This is a genomic window from Rhodococcus sp. NKCM2511, from assembly GCF_014905595.1.
Lineage (GTDB): Bacteria > Actinomycetota > Actinomycetes > Mycobacteriales > Mycobacteriaceae > Rhodococcoides > Rhodococcoides fascians.
Genome location: NZ_BNHJ02000001.1, coordinates 813283 through 829970 on the forward strand (window position 1 = coordinate 813283; position 16688 = coordinate 829970).

Genomic DNA, 16688 nt, shown 5'->3' on the forward strand with positions numbered 1-16688 from the left:
CACGACCCTACTGGGCCTGCTCAGTCGGCCACGCGACGGATGTACAGCAGTCGGTCGGTTGCCTCGATCGCGTCGACCTCGGGTGATCCGACCCGGAACAGCTTGCCGCCCCGAACCACTCCCAACACGATGTCGGCCAGATGACGCGGTGAACCGCCCACCTCGTCCCGCTCCACCTCTCGCTCTGCGACGGCGAAGCCTGCCTCCGGGGTGAGAAGATCCTCGATCATCTCCACGACCGACGGTGTGGACGTGGCAATTCCGAGCAGCCGACCCGCCGTCTCGGACGAGACGACCACCGAGTCCGCACCGGACTGGCGCACCAGGTGCGTGTTCTCGGCCTCTCGGATCGCCGCGACGATCTTGGCCTTCGGAGCGATTTCCCTGGCCGTCAGCGTCACCAGGACCGCCGTGTCGTCGCGATTGGTCGCCACGATGATGGCCGCGGCATGTTGAGCGCCCGTGAGCCGAAGCACATCGGACTTGGTGGCCGAGCCGTGGACGGTGACCAGACCCATCGCCGAGGCCGCGTCGAGCACGGTCTGATCGGTGTCGACCACGACGATGTCCGAGGCGGACACTCCGTCACCGAGCATCGCGTCGACTGCGGTTCGGCCCTTGGTACCGAAACCGATGACCACGGTGTGATTGCGCACGCTGCGTCTCCATCGCTGAATTTTGAATGCCTGTCGAGACCGCTCGGTGAGAACCGACAGCGTGGTGCCGACCAACAGAATGAGGAACAGGACTCGTAAGGGGGTGATGACCAGAATGTTGACCAGCCGCGCAGACGGACTCATCGGCGCGATGTCACCGTATCCGGTGGTCGACAACGACACCGTCGCGTAATAGAACGCGTCGAGGAACGACAGCTCGCCGTTCTGATTGTCGCTGTAGCCGTCGCGATCGAGGTAGACGACGAACGCCGCGAGAAAGAGAATTCCCAACGCCATCAGAACCCGCTTGTAGATCGCGCTCCACGGGCTGGATTCGATTTCCGGAACCCGCAGCACACCTACCAGCGCGAAATCGGGCTTGTCGGTCAACGCGCCGCTGTCCCCCAGGCGCGTGCGCAACCTACCTCCCACGTCGCCCACCGAGGTGCTCACCGAAGTCGAGATCATTCACGGCACGCAGCGTAACCCCATGCCGCGCTTCTGCGTCGACAACCGACCGCTTCGAGCGGACCGGATGGGCGGATGCAGCACCGTGTGGCACGGTGTGTGCATGACACAGAGACCGAGTCAGGCCGCAGCGCTGCGTCTCGCGGGATTGCTCGCCGGCGCCGGAGTACTCCATTTCGTCACTCCCCAATTCTTCGATGCGCAGGTACCGACCGCCCTGCCAGGTTCGGCGCGGACGTACACCCAGGTATCGGGAGTAGCCGAGCTCGCTGTGGCTGCCACGTTGGCCGCACCCCGCACCCGTCGAGTGGGCGGTGCGTTGGCAGCGGGCCTGTTCGTCGCGGTCTTCCCCGCCAACATCAACCTCGCATGGAAGTACGTACGCAGCTCCAAGACGTCACCGGCCTTGAAGGCCGCCATGATCGCTCGTCTCCCCCTGCAGATCCCACTGGTCACCGAGGCTCTGAAAGCTCGTCGACTGGCACCGTAGTGTCGACGTCGTCCACGACGGATCGACCTTCGAGCAACGCCGCCAAAGCTGTTGCGTCAGGCAGCTTTTCGGGCGAGATGGTACGGCCGCTGCGGACGTAGTGGAACGCTGCACGGACGCGATCGAGCGGTACCGGCTCGGCACGACCGACGGACATCAACTCCGCCCACGCCAGCCGGTACGCCGCCAGCTGCATCGCCACCGCCTGCTGCTCGGACGCCGACGGCTCGGCACCGGTCTTCCAGTCCACGACGGTCCAGCCGCCGTCCGGGTCGGCAAACACCGCGTCGATCCGACCGCGCAGCACTGTCCCAGCCACCGACGTCTCGAACGGCACCTCGACCTCCACCGGACTGCGCAGTGCCCAATCGGAGGCCTCGAACGCCCGCTGAAGAGTGTCCAGGTCCACATCGGCAGAAGCACCGGTATCGGCGGAGCCCGGCAGTTCGTCGAGATCGAGCAGTCGGGTCGCACCGAACCGGCGCTCGATCCACGCGTGAAACGCTGTTCCCCGGCGCGCCAACGGATTCGGGGGAAACGGAAGTGGCCGGCGCAGTCGCGAGGCGAGCGCATCCGGATCTGCTGCCAAGTCGACCAGCTGAGTCACCGACAGGTTTTCGGGTAGTGCGACATCGACCCCGGCAACGGCCCGCGCCGAGCGCTCGGCCAGCAAGGTCCGGACGTCGAAGCCCCACTTCTCCGGGTCGTCCTCGTCCTCGTCTTCGTCCGAATCATGATGGGAGCCGGCCCTGTCGGCCAGTGCCCGCAGAACGTCGGCCGCACCACTCTCGATCGCGCCTCGCCTCGGCCCGAGCGGATCTCGCGGCCAGGATGCCGTATGCGGCTCGGCCCCCAACGGGTTGACGGCTCCGGCTTCGGGGGCCGGTGCCCACTGCTCGACCACCGCGACGGCGTCCTCGGCCGTCGAGCTGTACCGGTAGAGCTCGTCGAGAAACTCGGACGGGCCACGAGGCTTCGTGGACGTCTCGTCCCACTGATGCGCCGAGACCAGCAGCACCCGTTCGGTTCTGGTGAGTGCAACGTAGAACAGTCGACGATCCTCCGCGAGCCGACGCCGAGCGAGTGCATCCTTGTGCCGCTTGACGGCGTCCTCGAGGTCCTTTCGGTTGTAGAGGTCCTCGAGCTCGAGCACCGGTACCCCCTCGGAACCCTCACCGTCGAGAGCGCGGTCGCCGCGCAGGGACGGCGGCAGTTCGGCCATCGCCCCGAGCCAGGTCGACGAGGCGTTCGAGGACGGGAACACTCCGGTCGCCACGTGCGGTACGGCCACGACCTCCCATTCGAGGCCCTTCGCCGAATGCACCGTCAGCACCTGTACTCGATGCGGGGCGACCTCGACCTCGCCCGGAGCCAACCCGTCCTCGACAGTCTCTGCCGCCGCGAGGAACGACAGGAATCCGGTGACCGTGGCCGTTGGATTGTCGGCGTAATCGGCCACCACATGGGCGAATTCGTCGAGATGCTCGCGCCCGACTGCACCATCGACACCGAACGGTGTCCGCGCCTGCGCTTCGACGCCGATACCCATGATGCGTTCGATGTCGGCGACCAGTTCCGTCAGCGGCTGCCCGATACGGTCGCGCAACAGATGTAGTTCTCCGGCGAGCGCAGTGATGCGTCGGTGCCCGGCCTCCGAATATCGTTCGGCCGAACCTGGATCGGCGATGGCGTCGGCCAGACCGGCCTGCTCCGACTGTTCCCCCGGCACGGCACTTCCGAGCGCGGCGTCGAGCGCCTGTGCGTCGTCGACACGGCCCGCGGTGCCGTAGCCGCCCCGAATCTCGAGCTCCTTGGCGCGCTGAGCGAGCGCCCGCAGATCGGCGGCCCCGATCTGCCATCGGGAGCCCGTGAGGATGCGCATGGCCGAGCTGCCCGCAATCGGATCGGCCACCAGACGCAGCATCGCGATGATGTCGGCGACCTCCGGCACATGCAGCAATCCGCCGAGCCCGACCACCTCGACGGGTAGGCCACGGCTACGCAGCACCTCGGCGATCGGCTCGGCATCGGCGTTGCGCCGCACGAGTACCGCGGCACTGGGCGGAGGCCGCTCCAGTTCGAGGGCGTCGCGGTAGTGCTCGGCTATTCGGTCGGCGATCCATTCCCGTTCGTCGAGGACGGTGTCGGTGACGGCCAGCCGTACATCGCCGGGCACCGCGCCCGGCCGGGCCCGCAGGGTCGGCACCGGTACACCGACGCGGCGCAGGGGGTCGGTGATCAGATTGGCGAGAGCGAGTGCCTCGGGCGGGTTGCGCCAGCTGGTGAGGAGTTCGAGCCGCGGTGCCGGACTGCCGTCCGCCTGCGGGAAATCGGTGGCGAACCGCGGCAGGTTCGCCGCCGACGCCCCTCGCCACCCGTAGATCGACTGCATCGGATCGCCCACGGCTGTCAGCGCCAGGGTGGCATCGCTACCGGATCCGAACAGTGAGGACAGCAGCACCCGCTGGGCATGACCGGTGTCCTGGTATTCGTCGAGCAGAACGAGCCGAAAGCGTTGCCGCTCTGCGATTCCCACTTCGCGATGTTCGGCCGCGACCCGCGCCGCCATCGACATCTGAGAACCGAAATCCAGTGCCCCTTCGTGCCGAAGCGTCTGCGCGAGTCGTTCCACCAACGGCAGCAACGTGATTCGTTGATGTTGGGCATCGAGGATGTTGAGCAGCTCCTTGGTCGGCCCACCACGTTGACGCGGACCGGGGCCGAGTGTGTGCACCAATTTCTCGAGTTCCACGTGCGCCTCGCGCAGCTGGTCGGGGTCCACCAGATGCTCGGCCAGCTGACCGGAGAGGGCGAGTACCGCCTCGGTCACCGACGTGGGATTTCGGTCGGTGTCGAGATCGCCGTCCCACGTGCTGACCACACGATGCGCGAGCTGCCACAGTTCGGTCTCCGACAGCAGCGTCGCGGAGGGCTCGATGGGCAGCAACAGGCCGTGCTCGGTGAGCAGTCGCCCGGCATACGAGTGATAGGTGCTCACCTCCGGCTCGGCGGCGAGAATACGTTCGCGCAGTGCCAGACTCGGATCCAGCGCGCGCACCAGATCCGACCCGGCGAGCCGCGCCAGCCGAGCGCGGATTCGGGACGTCAGTTGCTGCGCGGCCTTTCGGGTGAACGTCAGTCCGAGTACCTGATCCGGATCGACGAACCCGTTGGCCACCATCCACACCACTCGCGCGGCCATCGTCTCGGTCTTCCCAGCCCCTGCGCCTGCCACGACGAGCGTCGGACCGGGTGGGGCGGCGATCACCGCAGCCTGCTCGTCGGTGGGTGAGTGCTTCTGCCCGAGGGCGCGGGACAGTTCGACGGGTGAGACCCGCACGGTTGCGCTGCGCGTCGCCGAGGCGGTCACTGCTCGGTCACCTGCCGTCCTGTCTCGTGGGCCGGGCAACTGGATTTGACGGGGCAATGTCTGCACCCGTCGTTGACTCTGGCTTCGAAGACGGGACCCTGCGTCGCCGAGGCCGCCCGGTGGACGGTGTCTCGCCATTCCTCGAGTTTCTCCGGTGTCGGCACCTCCTGGATCCGCTGCGTTGCGCCGTCCTTGTTGTGCGGTTTGGCCACGAACACCAACCGAGCACCCCCGGGTTCGCCCGCGGGCTCACCTTCGATCGCACCCGCGGCAGCGGCGACCTGATACGTGGCCAATTGATGGTGGTTGCGCGCGTCTTCCTTGGACATCACCGTTTTGGCCGTCTTGACGTCGATGACGACCGGGCGGCCGTCCGGATCGTGTTCGAGCCGATCGATCCGGCCGCGCAGGGCGACCGCAGGCTCGTCCTCGGATCGGGCGGCCAGAATGCCGTCGACCTGTACCTCGACGCCCGCCTCGGTGAGCTCGCCTCGGGTGCCCTGCAGCCAATTCTCGAACGTGTCGAGCATCGCCCCGGTTCGATCGAGCTCGTGACGCGAGAACCACTGTGATCCGAGATCGACTGCATCCCAGGCCGTCTCGAGTGCCCGCCTGAGCTGGTCCGGTGGAATCCTGCCTGCCACTGCCTGCACCAGAGTGTGCACGAGGGTTCCGGTGACGGCGTGAGTGTTGGTGCCGTCGTTTCCTCCGTGACGTTCGAGCATCCAGCGCAGCGGGCAGGTGGTGAGCTGTTCCACCGTCGATGGCGAGAGCGGGACCGGCCCGTCGCCGAGGTGCCACAGGGGCTCGCTGGTGCTGAGCCCCGCAATCCCGAACCACTCGTCGGGATGTGCGCCTCGGACGCCGGCCTCGGCGAGTGTGGCCAGGTGCCGCGCGGCGCGTGCTCGCTTGTCCGGATCATGTTCGGCAACAACGGGATCGCAGACGACCCCGCGAAGCTCGGCGACCAACATCGGTAATGCCAACACCCGGTGCGGGGTCGGCGGCTCGGAAACTTCGGGCAGCGGGACGGGATCTGCGTCGCCGTCGACTCCTCGGAGTTCGTCGACGAATCGGGAGCGAACCAGATCGGTATCGCCGGTGCTCGAGTCCACGGCAGTGACGAGCAGAGTGGAGCGCGCGCGACTGCACGCCACGAGGAAGAGCTTGCGTTCCTCGGCGAGTAGCGGTGCAGCTTTCGACAGTCGTCCGTCGAGGGCCGCAGCCGCGTCGACCTTGCCGGACACCAGATCGACGAGGGTGTCGGTTCCGAGGAGGCTGCCGCGCGCTCGCAGACCCGGCCACAGCCCCTCCTGAACCCCGGCGACCGCCACCAGTTCCCATTCGCGACCGGCTGCCGAGTGCGCGCTGAGCAGCGTCACCGCATCGGCCGGCGCGGTCGAACGATTCGAGCTCGAGGTAGGAATCTGTTGCTGCGCAATGTAATCGAGAAATCCGCCCAACTGGGCGCGCGGCAACCTGTCGACGTAGGCCGCCGCGGCGTCGAAGAGTGCGACCACCGCGTCGAGGTCTCGATCGGCTTGAGCACCCGCGGATCCACCCCACGCGGATGCGGCGGACCAACGCCGCTCGAGTCCGGACGCCTGCCACGCAGCCCACAGCACATCCTCGACTCCGCGGCCTTCCCGAGCCACCGCTCGCGCCTTACGAACGACGCTCAGTGCTCGTCGCAGCGGTGCCGCTTCCACGTCCGACAGACCAGTGATCCACCCGAACTTCTCTCGCGTCTCGCCGGTGAGAACGACTCTGAGCAGTTCGGCCGAATCGCGCTCGCCACCCGAGGCCAGTTCGAGTCTGCGGACACCTCGGCGCAGCCGCCGCAGACCTACCGGATCGGCACCCCCGATGGGGCCGGAAAGTAGAGCCAGCGCATCCTCTCCGTCGAACGACGGGTCGGAGATCGCCCGCAGCACCAGCAGCAAGCCCACCGCTCCATGCTGGCGATGCAACGGCAACTCCGAAGCCGGGGTGATCATGGGGACACCGGCCGCGTGCAGAGCGCGACGCAGCGGCGCGACGGTGCGCGGGACCGACCGCACGACGATCGCCATCTCGGACCAGGGCATTCCGTCGATCAGGTGCGCGCGTCGCATGGCGTCGGAGATGATCGCGGCTTCCTTGGCAGGCGAAGACACGACGTGTACCCGGGCTTCCGGCTCGCCGAACCGAGCCGTGGCCACCGGCTCGGGACTGCGGTGCCGACCGAGCCCGGGCAGTCGCCCCGCCACGATGTCGGTCAGTTCCGCCACTGCAGGCACCGATCGAAAGTTCCGCGTCAGGACCACCCGTCGAGGCGAGTCCGCATCGAGCAGATCGGCCACGAACGTGGGATCCGCTCCACGGAACGTGAAGACGGATTGATCGGGGTCCCCGGCGATCACGGTCGATTCGGTATCGGTGCCGATCAACCGAATCAGCTGCGCAGCTTGCGGATCGAGGTGCTGTGCATCGTCGACGACGAGGTGCCGGATGCGGGCGCGCTCACTGCGCAGCAGATCCGGGTCGGTGGCGAACGCCATCAGTGCGCTGCCGATGAGCTCGGCCGCGTCGAGGCCCGGTGCCGTGGCCCCTGCGGCTTCGACGCCGACTGCGCCGCGCAGCAACATGGCTTGTTCGTATCGAGCCGCGAATTTGCCGACGGCGATCCATTCGGGTCTGCCGTGCGTGCGGCCCAGCTTGACCAGATCCTCGGGTCCGATTCCGCGTTCTGCGGATCGGAGCATCATGTCTCGCACCGCGGTGACGAATCCTGCGGTACCGAGAGCCGGGCGCAATCGATCCGGCCAGTCGGTTGCGCCGTCCTCGATGTCGCCCCGCAGCATCTCGCGGACCACCGCGTCCTGCTCGGCACCGGTCAGCAGTCGAGGAGGCGGATTGCCGTAGAGGGAGGCCTGCAACCTGAGTACCGCGAACGCATAGGAGTGCACCGTACGTACCAGCGGTTCGCGCGTGGCGCGCAGCGCGTGATCGCCGCTGAACAGACCGGCGGTGATCTGCTCGCGGAGCGTGATGGACGCGCGCTTCGACTGAGTGAGCACCAGGACCGATTCCGGATCGCCGGACACGATTCGGGAGACTGCGTAGTCCGCCACGAGCGCTGTCTTTCCCGAGCCGGGCCCGCCGAGCACCTGCCAGGGGTTCCATCGAGGAGCGCCCTGAGCCGCCTCCGCCGCCGAATCGGGAGTCCACGCCAGCAACCGGGCAGCGGAATCGGTCCACCGGCGGGGCGGCTGCGCCACCCTGGGTGCACGGACGAGGGTGACCGTCGCGCCGTGTCTGCCGTCCGTGCTCATGCGGGACATGCAATCACGCCCCACCGACACGAAGGGCCGTGCCCCGATCCGGCGGCCCGGGGGCGGCAGCCGACCCGTCCCCTTCGAAACCGGGGCCTTCGATGCGGCATAGTGGTTCACGTGCCCGAGTTGAATCTGCATACGTTCGGACCCGCAGACGGTCCCGAAATCCTCGCCGTTCACGGTGTGACCGGCCACGGTGCCCGTTGGTGGGACCTCGCCGAGAATCACCTGCCCGAGGCCCGCATTCTGGCTCCCGATCTGATCGGCCACGGCCGTTCTCCGTCCGTTCCACCGTGGGACATCGACGCTCAGGTCACCGCACTGAAGGCCGTGCTCGACGCCCATGCGCGCGGTCCGGTCGTGGTGCTCGGACATTCGTACGGCGGCGCGTTGGCCGTGCATCTCGCACAGCGGTTCCCGGAGGTGGTGCGCGCGCTGGTGCTGCTCGATCCTGCGATTGCCTTGCCGCCGGAGGAGCTGCTCGAGGTCGCCGAGGCCACTGCGAAGTCCCCCGATTACACCGACGCCGACGAGGCTCGTTCGGAGAAGATTCACGGGGCTTGGGCGGACGTGCCCACCGAGTTGCTCGACCGTGAGGTCGCCGATCACCTGGTCCCCGCCGACGGCGGGAAGGTCGCGTGGCGAATGTCGATTCCGGCCATCGTCGCGACGTGGGGCGAGCTCGCTCGTCCGATCGTGGTGCCCGCCGAGAGCGTCCCGACCATCGTGGTGCGGGCCATGCGCGTCGAACCTCCTTATGTGACCGAAGGATTCGTGTCCGCGCTCCGAGGCAAGCTCGGCGAGAACCTGCGCACCGTCGAACTCGACTGCGATCACATGGTCGGCCAGGCCAAGCCGGCCGACGTGGCCGAGCTGGTGCGATCCCTGCTGTAGATGGCTCCGATCACCGAGGCGCAGGTGGAGCGGGTACGCGCGTTGGTCGCGTCGATTCCCGTCGGTTCCGTTGCCACCTACGGGGACATCGCGGCGGCGGCCGACCTGTCCAGCCCCCGCATCGTCGGGTGGATCATGCGGACCGACTCCGCCGATCTGCCGTGGCACCGTGTCCTGGGTGCAAGCGGAAAGCCTGCGGCGCATCTGGCGACGAGACAACTCGAGACGCTGCGCGGAGAAGGTGTCGAGATCCGCGACGGGCGAGTGTCGCTGAAGTCCGTTCGCTTCGACTTCGGGGCGCTCCCCCAGCCTTCGACGTCGACCACTAATCTCGAAGGATGAACATCGGAGATCGGCTCGGGCAGTTCGATCCACGCCCTACGGCGAAGTTCGCCCTGTCCAAGGCGAGCACTTTCGTCGCCGCGGCCGGCCTGGTGATCGACGAGGTCTCGGGCACGCGGGTAGCGGGGCACATCGAGTTGACCGAGGAACATTTCACGCCCTGGGGCGTCGTGCACGGTGGGGTCTATACCAGCGCTGTGGAAAGCGCCGCGAGCATCGGCGCGAGTGAGGCGGTCAAGGATCGCGGCGAGTTCGCGGTCGGAGTGCACAACGGAACCGATTTCCTGCGCGCCAGCAAAGGCGGACGGGTGGATGTTCTCGCGGAACCGTTGCAGCAGGGCCGCGTTCAGCAACTCTGGCTGGTTACGATCACCGCGACCGACAGCGGTAAGACCATCGCGCGCGGCCAGGTTCGACTGCAGAACGTGCCGCTGCCGACGTGATGGGATCGCACCGGTGAGCGGCTCGTCGACCGAGCCGATCTGCGACGCCATCGTGCTCGCGGGTGGTCGTGGATCGCGAATGGCGGGCCTTGCCGGCTCGCCATCGGCAGAGGTCGACAAGCCCGCGCTCACGGTCGGCGGACGACGACTGGTCGACATTGCAGTGGCGGCCGTCTCGGACTGTCGCCGAACGGTACTGGTGGGCCCCACACGCGACGCAGTACCGGGTTCGGTTGTGCAGACCCGAGAGTCCCCCGCCGGCGGCGGCCCGGTGGCAGCTCTGGCCGCCGGACTCGAAACACTGGACGGGACAGCCGATCTGGTGGCAGTCGTAGCGTCGGACATACCGCTGCTGAATGCTTCTGCGGTGCAGTCTCTGATCGATCACTTCCACCGAGTCGAGACCGACGCAGTGTTCGCGGCCGACGCCACAGGCCGCACCCAGTTCCTGCTCGGAGTCTGGCGCTACAGCGCGCTGCGCTCGGCGGTGGCGGCGCTCGATACCGTCGAGGGCGCCCCGATGCGCGCACTCGTACCGAACGAGCACCGCGTCGTCACTGTTGCCGATATCGAGGACTGCGATACCCCTGCCGATCTGGTCGCCGCGCGCGCCGCAGCCGCGTCGAGACCGGAGGACGTACTCGACATCGACGCCGCGCACGAACGAATTCGACAGCGAGTAGCCGCCCTCCCGGTTCATCGAATTCCGTTGCAGGACACGGCTGGGACCGTGCTCGCGCAACCGTTGGTGGCAGCAACAGCACTGCCTGCGGTCGACATCTCCGCGATGGACGGATTTGCCGTGAGCGGCCCCCCTCCGTGGACGCTGAGACCCGATATCGCCTACGCCGGAACGTCCGGCATCGCCCGACTCGCCGACGGCAGCGCAGTACGCATCGCGACCGGCGCAGCGCTTCCTCCCGGTGCCACTGCGGTCGTTCGCGACGAACACGCGGTCACGACACCGGCCGGCGTCGTAGAACGCGCACCGACGGCGACGTCGGGAGACGACACGCGTCGCCGCGGCGAGGACTGGCTTCCCGGAACGGAGTTGGTTGCCTCGGGTACCGCGATCGACACTGCTGTTCGGTCACTCGCCGCGAGCGCGGAGGTGACCGAACTCGATGTGCGGGGGCCGGTTCGCGCTCGAATTGTCATCAGCGGAAACGAGATTCGGGTATCGGGTCCGCTGGCACCCGGGGAGACCAGGGATGTACTCGGATCGGCGCTGCCGGAGTATCTGGCGCACTGTGGAATCGCCGTCGTGGACGCACTGCTGCTCGACGACACGGCGACCGCGTTCGCCGACCTTTTGGGAAGTACCGAGAACATCGACCTCGTGGTCGTGGTCGGAGCCACCGGAGGAGGCGCCGCCGATCAGCTACGCTCCACGCTCGCCGCCCTCGGTGCCGAAACCGTCGTCGGGCGAGTGCGCGTGCGTCCCGGCGGATCCCAGATCACCGCGACCCTGCCCGACGGTACGGTTGTCCTCGGCCTCCCCGGCAATCCGCTCGCGGCAGTGAGCACGGCGCTGCTGACCGCACCGGCGATCGTCGACGCGCTCACCGCTCGCATTCCGCGTTCACCGCGAACGGGGTTGTTGTCCAATGCATCCGAGGTTCGAGCCCCGATCCCTCGAATCGTTCCCGTGGTGGCCGACGGTACCCGCTGGCGAGCCGACGTCAAGGTCCGGACAGCTCATCTGGCGCACCTCGTCGGCCGTGATGCGCTCGCCGTGATACCCGCCGACGTCAGCGACGACGAGCCGGTGACAATTCTTCCGTTGCCGTACTGAATTCCGAACCGGCCAGCAGCCGAACACCCTCGTGGTACCGCTCGACGACGAGATCGACGATGGCCGGATGCACCCCGAGCGGCGCACCGACGCCGTCGGCTCCCACGTCGGCCAACCGATTGTGGAAGAGCCCACGAGCCAGCAGATAGCTCGCCACGAACACTCGATCGTGCCCGGCTTGCCGCAGCCCGGACACCGCCTGCGCGACGGTCGGCGTACTGGTGGCCACGTATCCGATCTTCACCGGTGTCCGAGCCGCGTCCGCGAGCATGGCTGCCGCGATCCGATGTTCCTGCAACGCACGAGGATCGGACGATCCTGCGGCCGCGAGCACGATGCTCTGGCCGGCTCGCCAGCCGGCGTCCCGGAGCCGATCGACCATCACTCGCGCGAGCACCGGGTCGGGCCCGAGGGCACGGGTGACGGCGACCGACGAGTGCGCACTGTCCGTGATCTCGCGCGGCACGTCGGTGTGGACGTGATAACCCGATGCCAGAAATGCCGGAACGACGACCGCCGATTCCGGAGTGTCGCGCAGTACCTCGGACGGGGACGGTCCCAGCACGTCGACGAAGGCGACACGCGTAGTACCGATCTGCTTCGAGACGGCGTCGGCGAGCGCGGCGACCATCTCCACACCGCGCGGGTTTCGAGTGCCGTGTGCGACCAACACCAAGGTGGGTTCCATCAGTACTTACTCCCCTCGCTCACGGAAACAGCCCCCGCGGGTTCGTGTGTATCGCAGTCGGATTCGGTCTCGATATAGTCCAACGCGATACGGTAGCCGCGTTTGACCACGGTCTGGATCGCCTTGGGTGCCCCCAGTGAGGAACGGAGTCGGGTCATGGCGGTCTCCACCGCGTGGGTATCGCCACCCCCTCCGGGCAACGAGGCCAACAGGTCTTCACGGGAGACCACGCGCCCCGGATTACGACTCAGCGTCTTCATCAGCGCCATCCCGGCCGGGGACACGGGCCGCACCTCCCCGTCGACCACCACACACCGTCCCCGAACACTGACCACATGCCCGCCTGCGTGCAGGCGACCGGTTCTCCTGGGCAGCTCCTCGGCGATGTGACGGGCGAGCGCGCCGAGGCGCGCACGCGCAGGCGCAGTGGTGGCAACCGACAGCTGTTCGAGCGGGGCTGCGGTGACCGGCCCCACGCACACCGGAAGCACCCGCGTACGCATCGACTGCAGCAGAGGCTCGAGTACGCCGTTCTCGTCGGCACGCATCAGCATCGACGCGACCGCCGGTGCCGAGGTGAAGCTGATGGCGTCGAGATCACCGACGACGACCGATTCGATCATGCGATCCATCGGACTCTGATCGTCGGGCGCCGTCCAGCGATACACGGGCACCGGCACCACTTCGGCTCCGGCGCAGCGCAATACCTCGCAGAAATCCGGAACCGGCTCCCATTCGGTGGTCGCGCCGTGCAGTTGGACCGCTATGCGCTTGCCCTCGACACCCTCGGCGAGCAGATGTTCGAGCACTTCGGCGGACGACTCGGAGGCAGGCGACCATTCTTCACGTAGATCCGCCGCTCGAATGGCACCGGTGGCCTTGGGACCACGCGCCAACAGTCGCGACGCACCCAGGGCACGACCGAGTTCCTCGGCTCGCCCCCAGCCGTCGGCGGCCTCGATCCAGCCGCGAAAACCGATTCCGGTGGTGGCGACGGTGATCTCGGGTGGTGCAGCGATGATCGCCGCGGTGACGCGTTCCAACTCTGCGTCGTCGGCGAGCGGGATGATCCTGATCGCAGGCGCGTGCATCACACTGGCCCCACGCCGCTCGAGCAAAGTCGCGAACTCCTCGGCGCGACGCGACGCCGTCACCCCGACGGTGAACCCGGCCAGAGGCATGTCCGCCCCGGCATTTTCGGTCACGTAGATCCGCCGCGGACGAGCACGACACCCTCGACCGTGGCGACCTCGAACGAGCCGAGCGAGACCTCCGCATCGTCGAGGCAACGTCCGTCGACGAGAGAGAAGACCTGCTTGAGCAGCGGAGACGCGACGGTGGGCTCGCCGCCGCGGTCGCCGACCAGACCACGTGACATCACTGCAGCGCGGCCGTAGGGATCGATGTTGCCGACCGCGAACAGTCGTCCGTCGTCGAGCAAGAACAGTGCCGCCTGGGTGCCGCCGCGCAGCAACACCGCCACCCCGCGACCCGGGATGAGAGCGTCGAGGGTGCAGGCCGGGGTCCAGTCTCGCGAAAGATCGTTCGGTACCGAAGTATGTGAATCGATGACAGTCATGGCGTACCTCCTGGTCAGCTATTTGACGCTGCCCGTGTTTCTTGGCCGTTAAGCGGCGATTACCCACCTGTGCACATGCGCTCAGGTTCGTGACCTGTCGGTTGTCAGGAACCCGTCACTCGAGCACGTCACGCTCCGATGCGCGGCATCCCCATCAGCACGGGCACCTTGCGTGCGCCGGACTCGTCGAACGCGATGGTCGGATCGGCCTCGGCCGGAGCGTTGACGAAGGACACGAACCGGCCGAGCTTCTCCTCGTCTTCGAGCACCCCTGCCCATTCGTCCTTGTAGCCGGCGACGTGGCGTGCCATGTCTGCCTCGAGTTCTGCGCCGATGCCCAGGCTGTCCTCGCAGACGACGGCTTTGAGGTGGTCCAATCCCCCATCGAGCGATTCCAGCCACGGTGCGGTGCGTTGCAGGCGGTCCGCGGTGCGGACGTAGAACATCAGATAGCGGTCGATGTAGCTGACGAGTGTGGCGTCGTCGAGGTTGGACGCGAGCAACTGGGCGTGCTTGGGCGACTGGCCACCGTTGCCGCCGACGTAGAGATTCCAGCCACCTTCGGTGGCGATGATGCCGACGTCCTTGCCGCGGGCTTCGGCGCACTCACGTGCGCAGCCCGACACTCCGAACTTGATCTTGTGCGGCGAGCGCAGTCCGCGGTACCGGTTCTCGAGGTCGACGGCCATTCCCACCGAGTCCTGAACACCGTAGCGGCACCAGCTGGACCCGACGCAGCTCTTGACCGTACGCAGCGACTTTCCGTACGCCTGACCCGATTCCATGCCTGCGTCGACGAGCCGCTTCCAGATTTCGGGAAGCTGTTCGACGCGGGCACCGAACATGTCGATGCGTTGCCCGCCGGTCACCTTGGTGTACAGCCCGAAGTCCCGGGCGACCTCACCGATGACGATCAACTGCTCGGGCGTGCACTCCCCTCCTGGCATCCGAGGCACCACCGAATAGGTGCCGTTCTTCTGGATGTTGGCCAGGAAGTGATCGTTGGTGTCCTGCAACGACGCCAGTTCACCGTCGAGAATGTGATCCGACGAGGTGGACGCGAGAATCGAGGCCACGACGGGCTTGCAGATGTCGCAGCCGGCACCCGATCCGTACTTGGCGATCAACGATGAGAAAGTTCGGGTGTTCGTCGCCCGCACGATCTCGAACAGCTCGGCCCTCGACTGAGAGAAGTGCTCGCACAACGACTTCGACAGCACCACTCCCGATGCCGCCAGCAGCGATTTGATCGACGGCAAGCATCCTCCACAGGTGGTGCCTGCCGTGGTGCAGCTCTTCACCGCGGCCAGATCGCACGCACCGTCGGAGATGGCCGAGCAGATCGCACCCTTCGTCACACCGTTGCACGAGCAGATCTCGGCGTCGTCGGGAAGCGCTCCGATGCCGACCTGCTCGGCCGCCGGAGAGATCAGCGAACCCGGATCGCCCGGCAATTCGCGTCCGACGAGCGGCCGGAGCAGCGAGTACGCCGATGCGTCGCCGACGAGGATGCCGCCGAGCAACGTCTTGGCGTCGTCGGTGACGACGAGCTTGGCGTAGGTGCCCTTCGGCGCGTCGCTGAAGACCACCTCGAGCGCACCCGGAGTCGCGGCCATCGCGTCACCGAAGCTCGCCACATCGACGCCCATGAGCTTGAGCTTGGTCGACATGTCCGCTCCGGGGAATTCCGCTGCGCCGCCGAGCAATCGGTCGGCCACCACCTCGGCCGTCGAATATCCGGGCGCGACGAGTCCGTAGCATCGGCCTTCGACCGCAGCACATTCGCCGATGGCGTAGACGTCGGGATCGGAGGTGGTGCAGCCGATGTCGACCAGAATACCGCCGCGCTCGCCGACGTCGAGGCCGCTCTCGCGAGCCAGCCGGTCCTGCGGTCGTACCCCCGCGGAGAACACCAGCAGCGCCGCGTCGATCGTGTCGCCGTTGCTCAGCTCGACCGTCAATCCGGCGCTGTCGTTCTCGGTGATCGACGACGTGCCCACTCCCACATGCACGTTCAATCCGAGATCGGTGACGAGGCGGGCCAGTAGCGCACCGCCGCCTTCGTCCACCTGGAGCGGCATCAATCGCGGTGCGAACTCGATGACGTGCGGCGTCATGCCCATCTTCTTCAACGCGTTCGCCGCTTCGAGGCCGAGCAGGCCGCCGCCGACGACCACGCCCACGGCTCCCGGCCCGGCCTCGTCGGCACGCGCACGGATCCTGTCCAGATCGTCGAGGGTGCGGTAGACGAAGCACGCGGGCAGGTCGTGTCCGGCGATCGGCGGGACGAACGGGTAGGAGCCGGTGGCGAGGACCAGCGCGTCGTAGTCCACGGTGTCGCCGGCCGAGGTGATGACGGTTCGGTGGTCACGGTCGACGCGTTCGGCCCGCACCCCGGTACGCATCTCGACCAGGGAGTCGCCCGGATAGTCGTTGCCCGCCAACGCAAGTTCCTTGTGGTCCCAGGCACCGACGTAGGACGACAGACCCACCCGGTCGTACGCCGGCAGAGCTTCCTCGCACAGGATCGTGATCTTCCACTCGGCACCCTCGTCGCGCGCCCGCAGCGCCTCGACGAACCTGTGCCCTACCATTCCGTGCCCTACCACTACCGCGTTCTTCATTGCGGGTCCTTCCGATTTCGTT

The 16688-nt window shown here is 67.3% G+C and carries 12 protein-coding genes; 5 read left to right on the forward strand and 7 right to left on the reverse strand.

Translation table 11 applies throughout. From position 1 onward, the window contains the following. Positions 1–20 precede the first annotated feature (20 nt). Complete coding sequence (locus JLZ96_RS03660) at positions 21–1088, reverse strand: TrkA family potassium uptake protein (RefSeq protein WP_027496550.1); 1068 nt, start codon at positions 1086–1088, stop codon at positions 21–23. A 139-nt stretch (positions 1089–1227) separates the two neighbouring features. Between JLZ96_RS03660 and JLZ96_RS03665 the strand changes: the two genes are divergently transcribed. Further along, complete coding sequence (locus JLZ96_RS03665) at positions 1228–1614, forward strand: membrane protein (protein ID WP_032370928.1); 387 nt, start codon at positions 1228–1230, stop codon at positions 1612–1614. On the opposite strand, the gene JLZ96_RS03670 is transcribed toward JLZ96_RS03665, so the two are convergent. Together JLZ96_RS03670 and JLZ96_RS03675 are read right to left on the reverse strand one after the other, a co-directional pair. Then, the gene (locus JLZ96_RS03670) at positions 1577–4984 is read right to left on the reverse strand and encodes an ATP-dependent DNA helicase (protein WP_201010778.1); all 3408 of its coding nucleotides are present in this window, start codon (positions 4982–4984) and stop codon (positions 1577–1579) included. The genes JLZ96_RS03665 and JLZ96_RS03670 overlap by 38 nt on opposite strands. Beyond that, entirely contained in the window at positions 4981–8307 is a 3327-nt protein-coding gene (locus JLZ96_RS03675; RefSeq protein ID WP_374758026.1) for an ATP-dependent helicase, read from the reverse strand. Before JLZ96_RS03675 ends, JLZ96_RS03670 begins: the two co-directional genes overlap by 4 nt. 111 nt (positions 8308–8418) lie before the next feature. Here JLZ96_RS03675 and JLZ96_RS03680 point away from each other — a divergent pair, with 111 nt between their 5' ends. The 4 genes from JLZ96_RS03680 to JLZ96_RS03695 are packed head-to-tail and all read left to right on the forward strand — an operon-like array spanning position 8419 to position 11775. Then, positions 8419–9195 carry an alpha/beta hydrolase gene (locus JLZ96_RS03680; protein ID WP_236253823.1) on the forward strand — a complete coding sequence of 259 codons (777 nt, stop codon included), beginning with the start codon at positions 8419–8421 and terminating at the stop codon, positions 9193–9195. After that, entirely contained in the window at positions 9196–9537 is a 342-nt protein-coding gene (locus JLZ96_RS03685) for an MGMT family protein (protein ID WP_032366321.1), read from the forward strand. It begins immediately after the preceding gene. Continuing rightward, positions 9534–9980, forward strand: a complete 447-nt coding sequence (locus JLZ96_RS03690; protein ID WP_228139195.1) for a PaaI family thioesterase — start codon at positions 9534–9536, stop codon at positions 9978–9980. The genes JLZ96_RS03685 and JLZ96_RS03690 overlap by 4 nt, the downstream gene beginning before the upstream one ends. A 13-nt stretch (positions 9981–9993) precedes the next feature. Next, complete coding sequence (locus tag JLZ96_RS03695; protein ID WP_268963034.1) at positions 9994–11775, forward strand: NTP transferase domain-containing protein; 1782 nt, start codon at positions 9994–9996, stop codon at positions 11773–11775. Here JLZ96_RS03695 and JLZ96_RS03700 read toward each other — a convergent pair. The 4 genes from JLZ96_RS03700 to nirB all read right to left on the reverse strand — a co-directional run bounded on the left by JLZ96_RS03700 (position 11732) and on the right by nirB (position 16666). Beyond that, positions 11732–12466 (reverse strand): sirohydrochlorin chelatase, encoded by a 735-nt coding sequence (locus tag JLZ96_RS03700; RefSeq protein ID WP_052067022.1) that lies wholly within the window; start codon positions 12464–12466, stop codon positions 11732–11734. The genes JLZ96_RS03695 and JLZ96_RS03700 overlap by 44 nt on opposite strands. Continuing rightward, positions 12463–13644 carry a uroporphyrinogen-III synthase gene (locus JLZ96_RS03705; RefSeq protein ID WP_201010650.1) on the reverse strand — a complete coding sequence of 394 codons (1182 nt, stop codon included), beginning with the start codon at positions 13642–13644 and terminating at the stop codon, positions 12463–12465. The genes JLZ96_RS03700 and JLZ96_RS03705 overlap by 4 nt, the downstream gene beginning before the upstream one ends. Before the next feature lie 20 nt (positions 13645–13664). Then, entirely contained in the window at positions 13665–14042 is a 378-nt protein-coding gene (gene nirD, locus JLZ96_RS03710) for a nitrite reductase small subunit NirD (RefSeq protein ID WP_027496542.1), read from the reverse strand. Between the two features lie 128 nt (positions 14043–14170). Continuing rightward, positions 14171–16666: a nitrite reductase large subunit NirB gene (gene nirB, locus JLZ96_RS03715; RefSeq protein ID WP_201009512.1), complete on the reverse strand. Its 2496-nt coding sequence runs from the start codon at positions 16664–16666 to the stop codon at positions 14171–14173. Positions 16667–16688 lie beyond the last annotated feature (22 nt).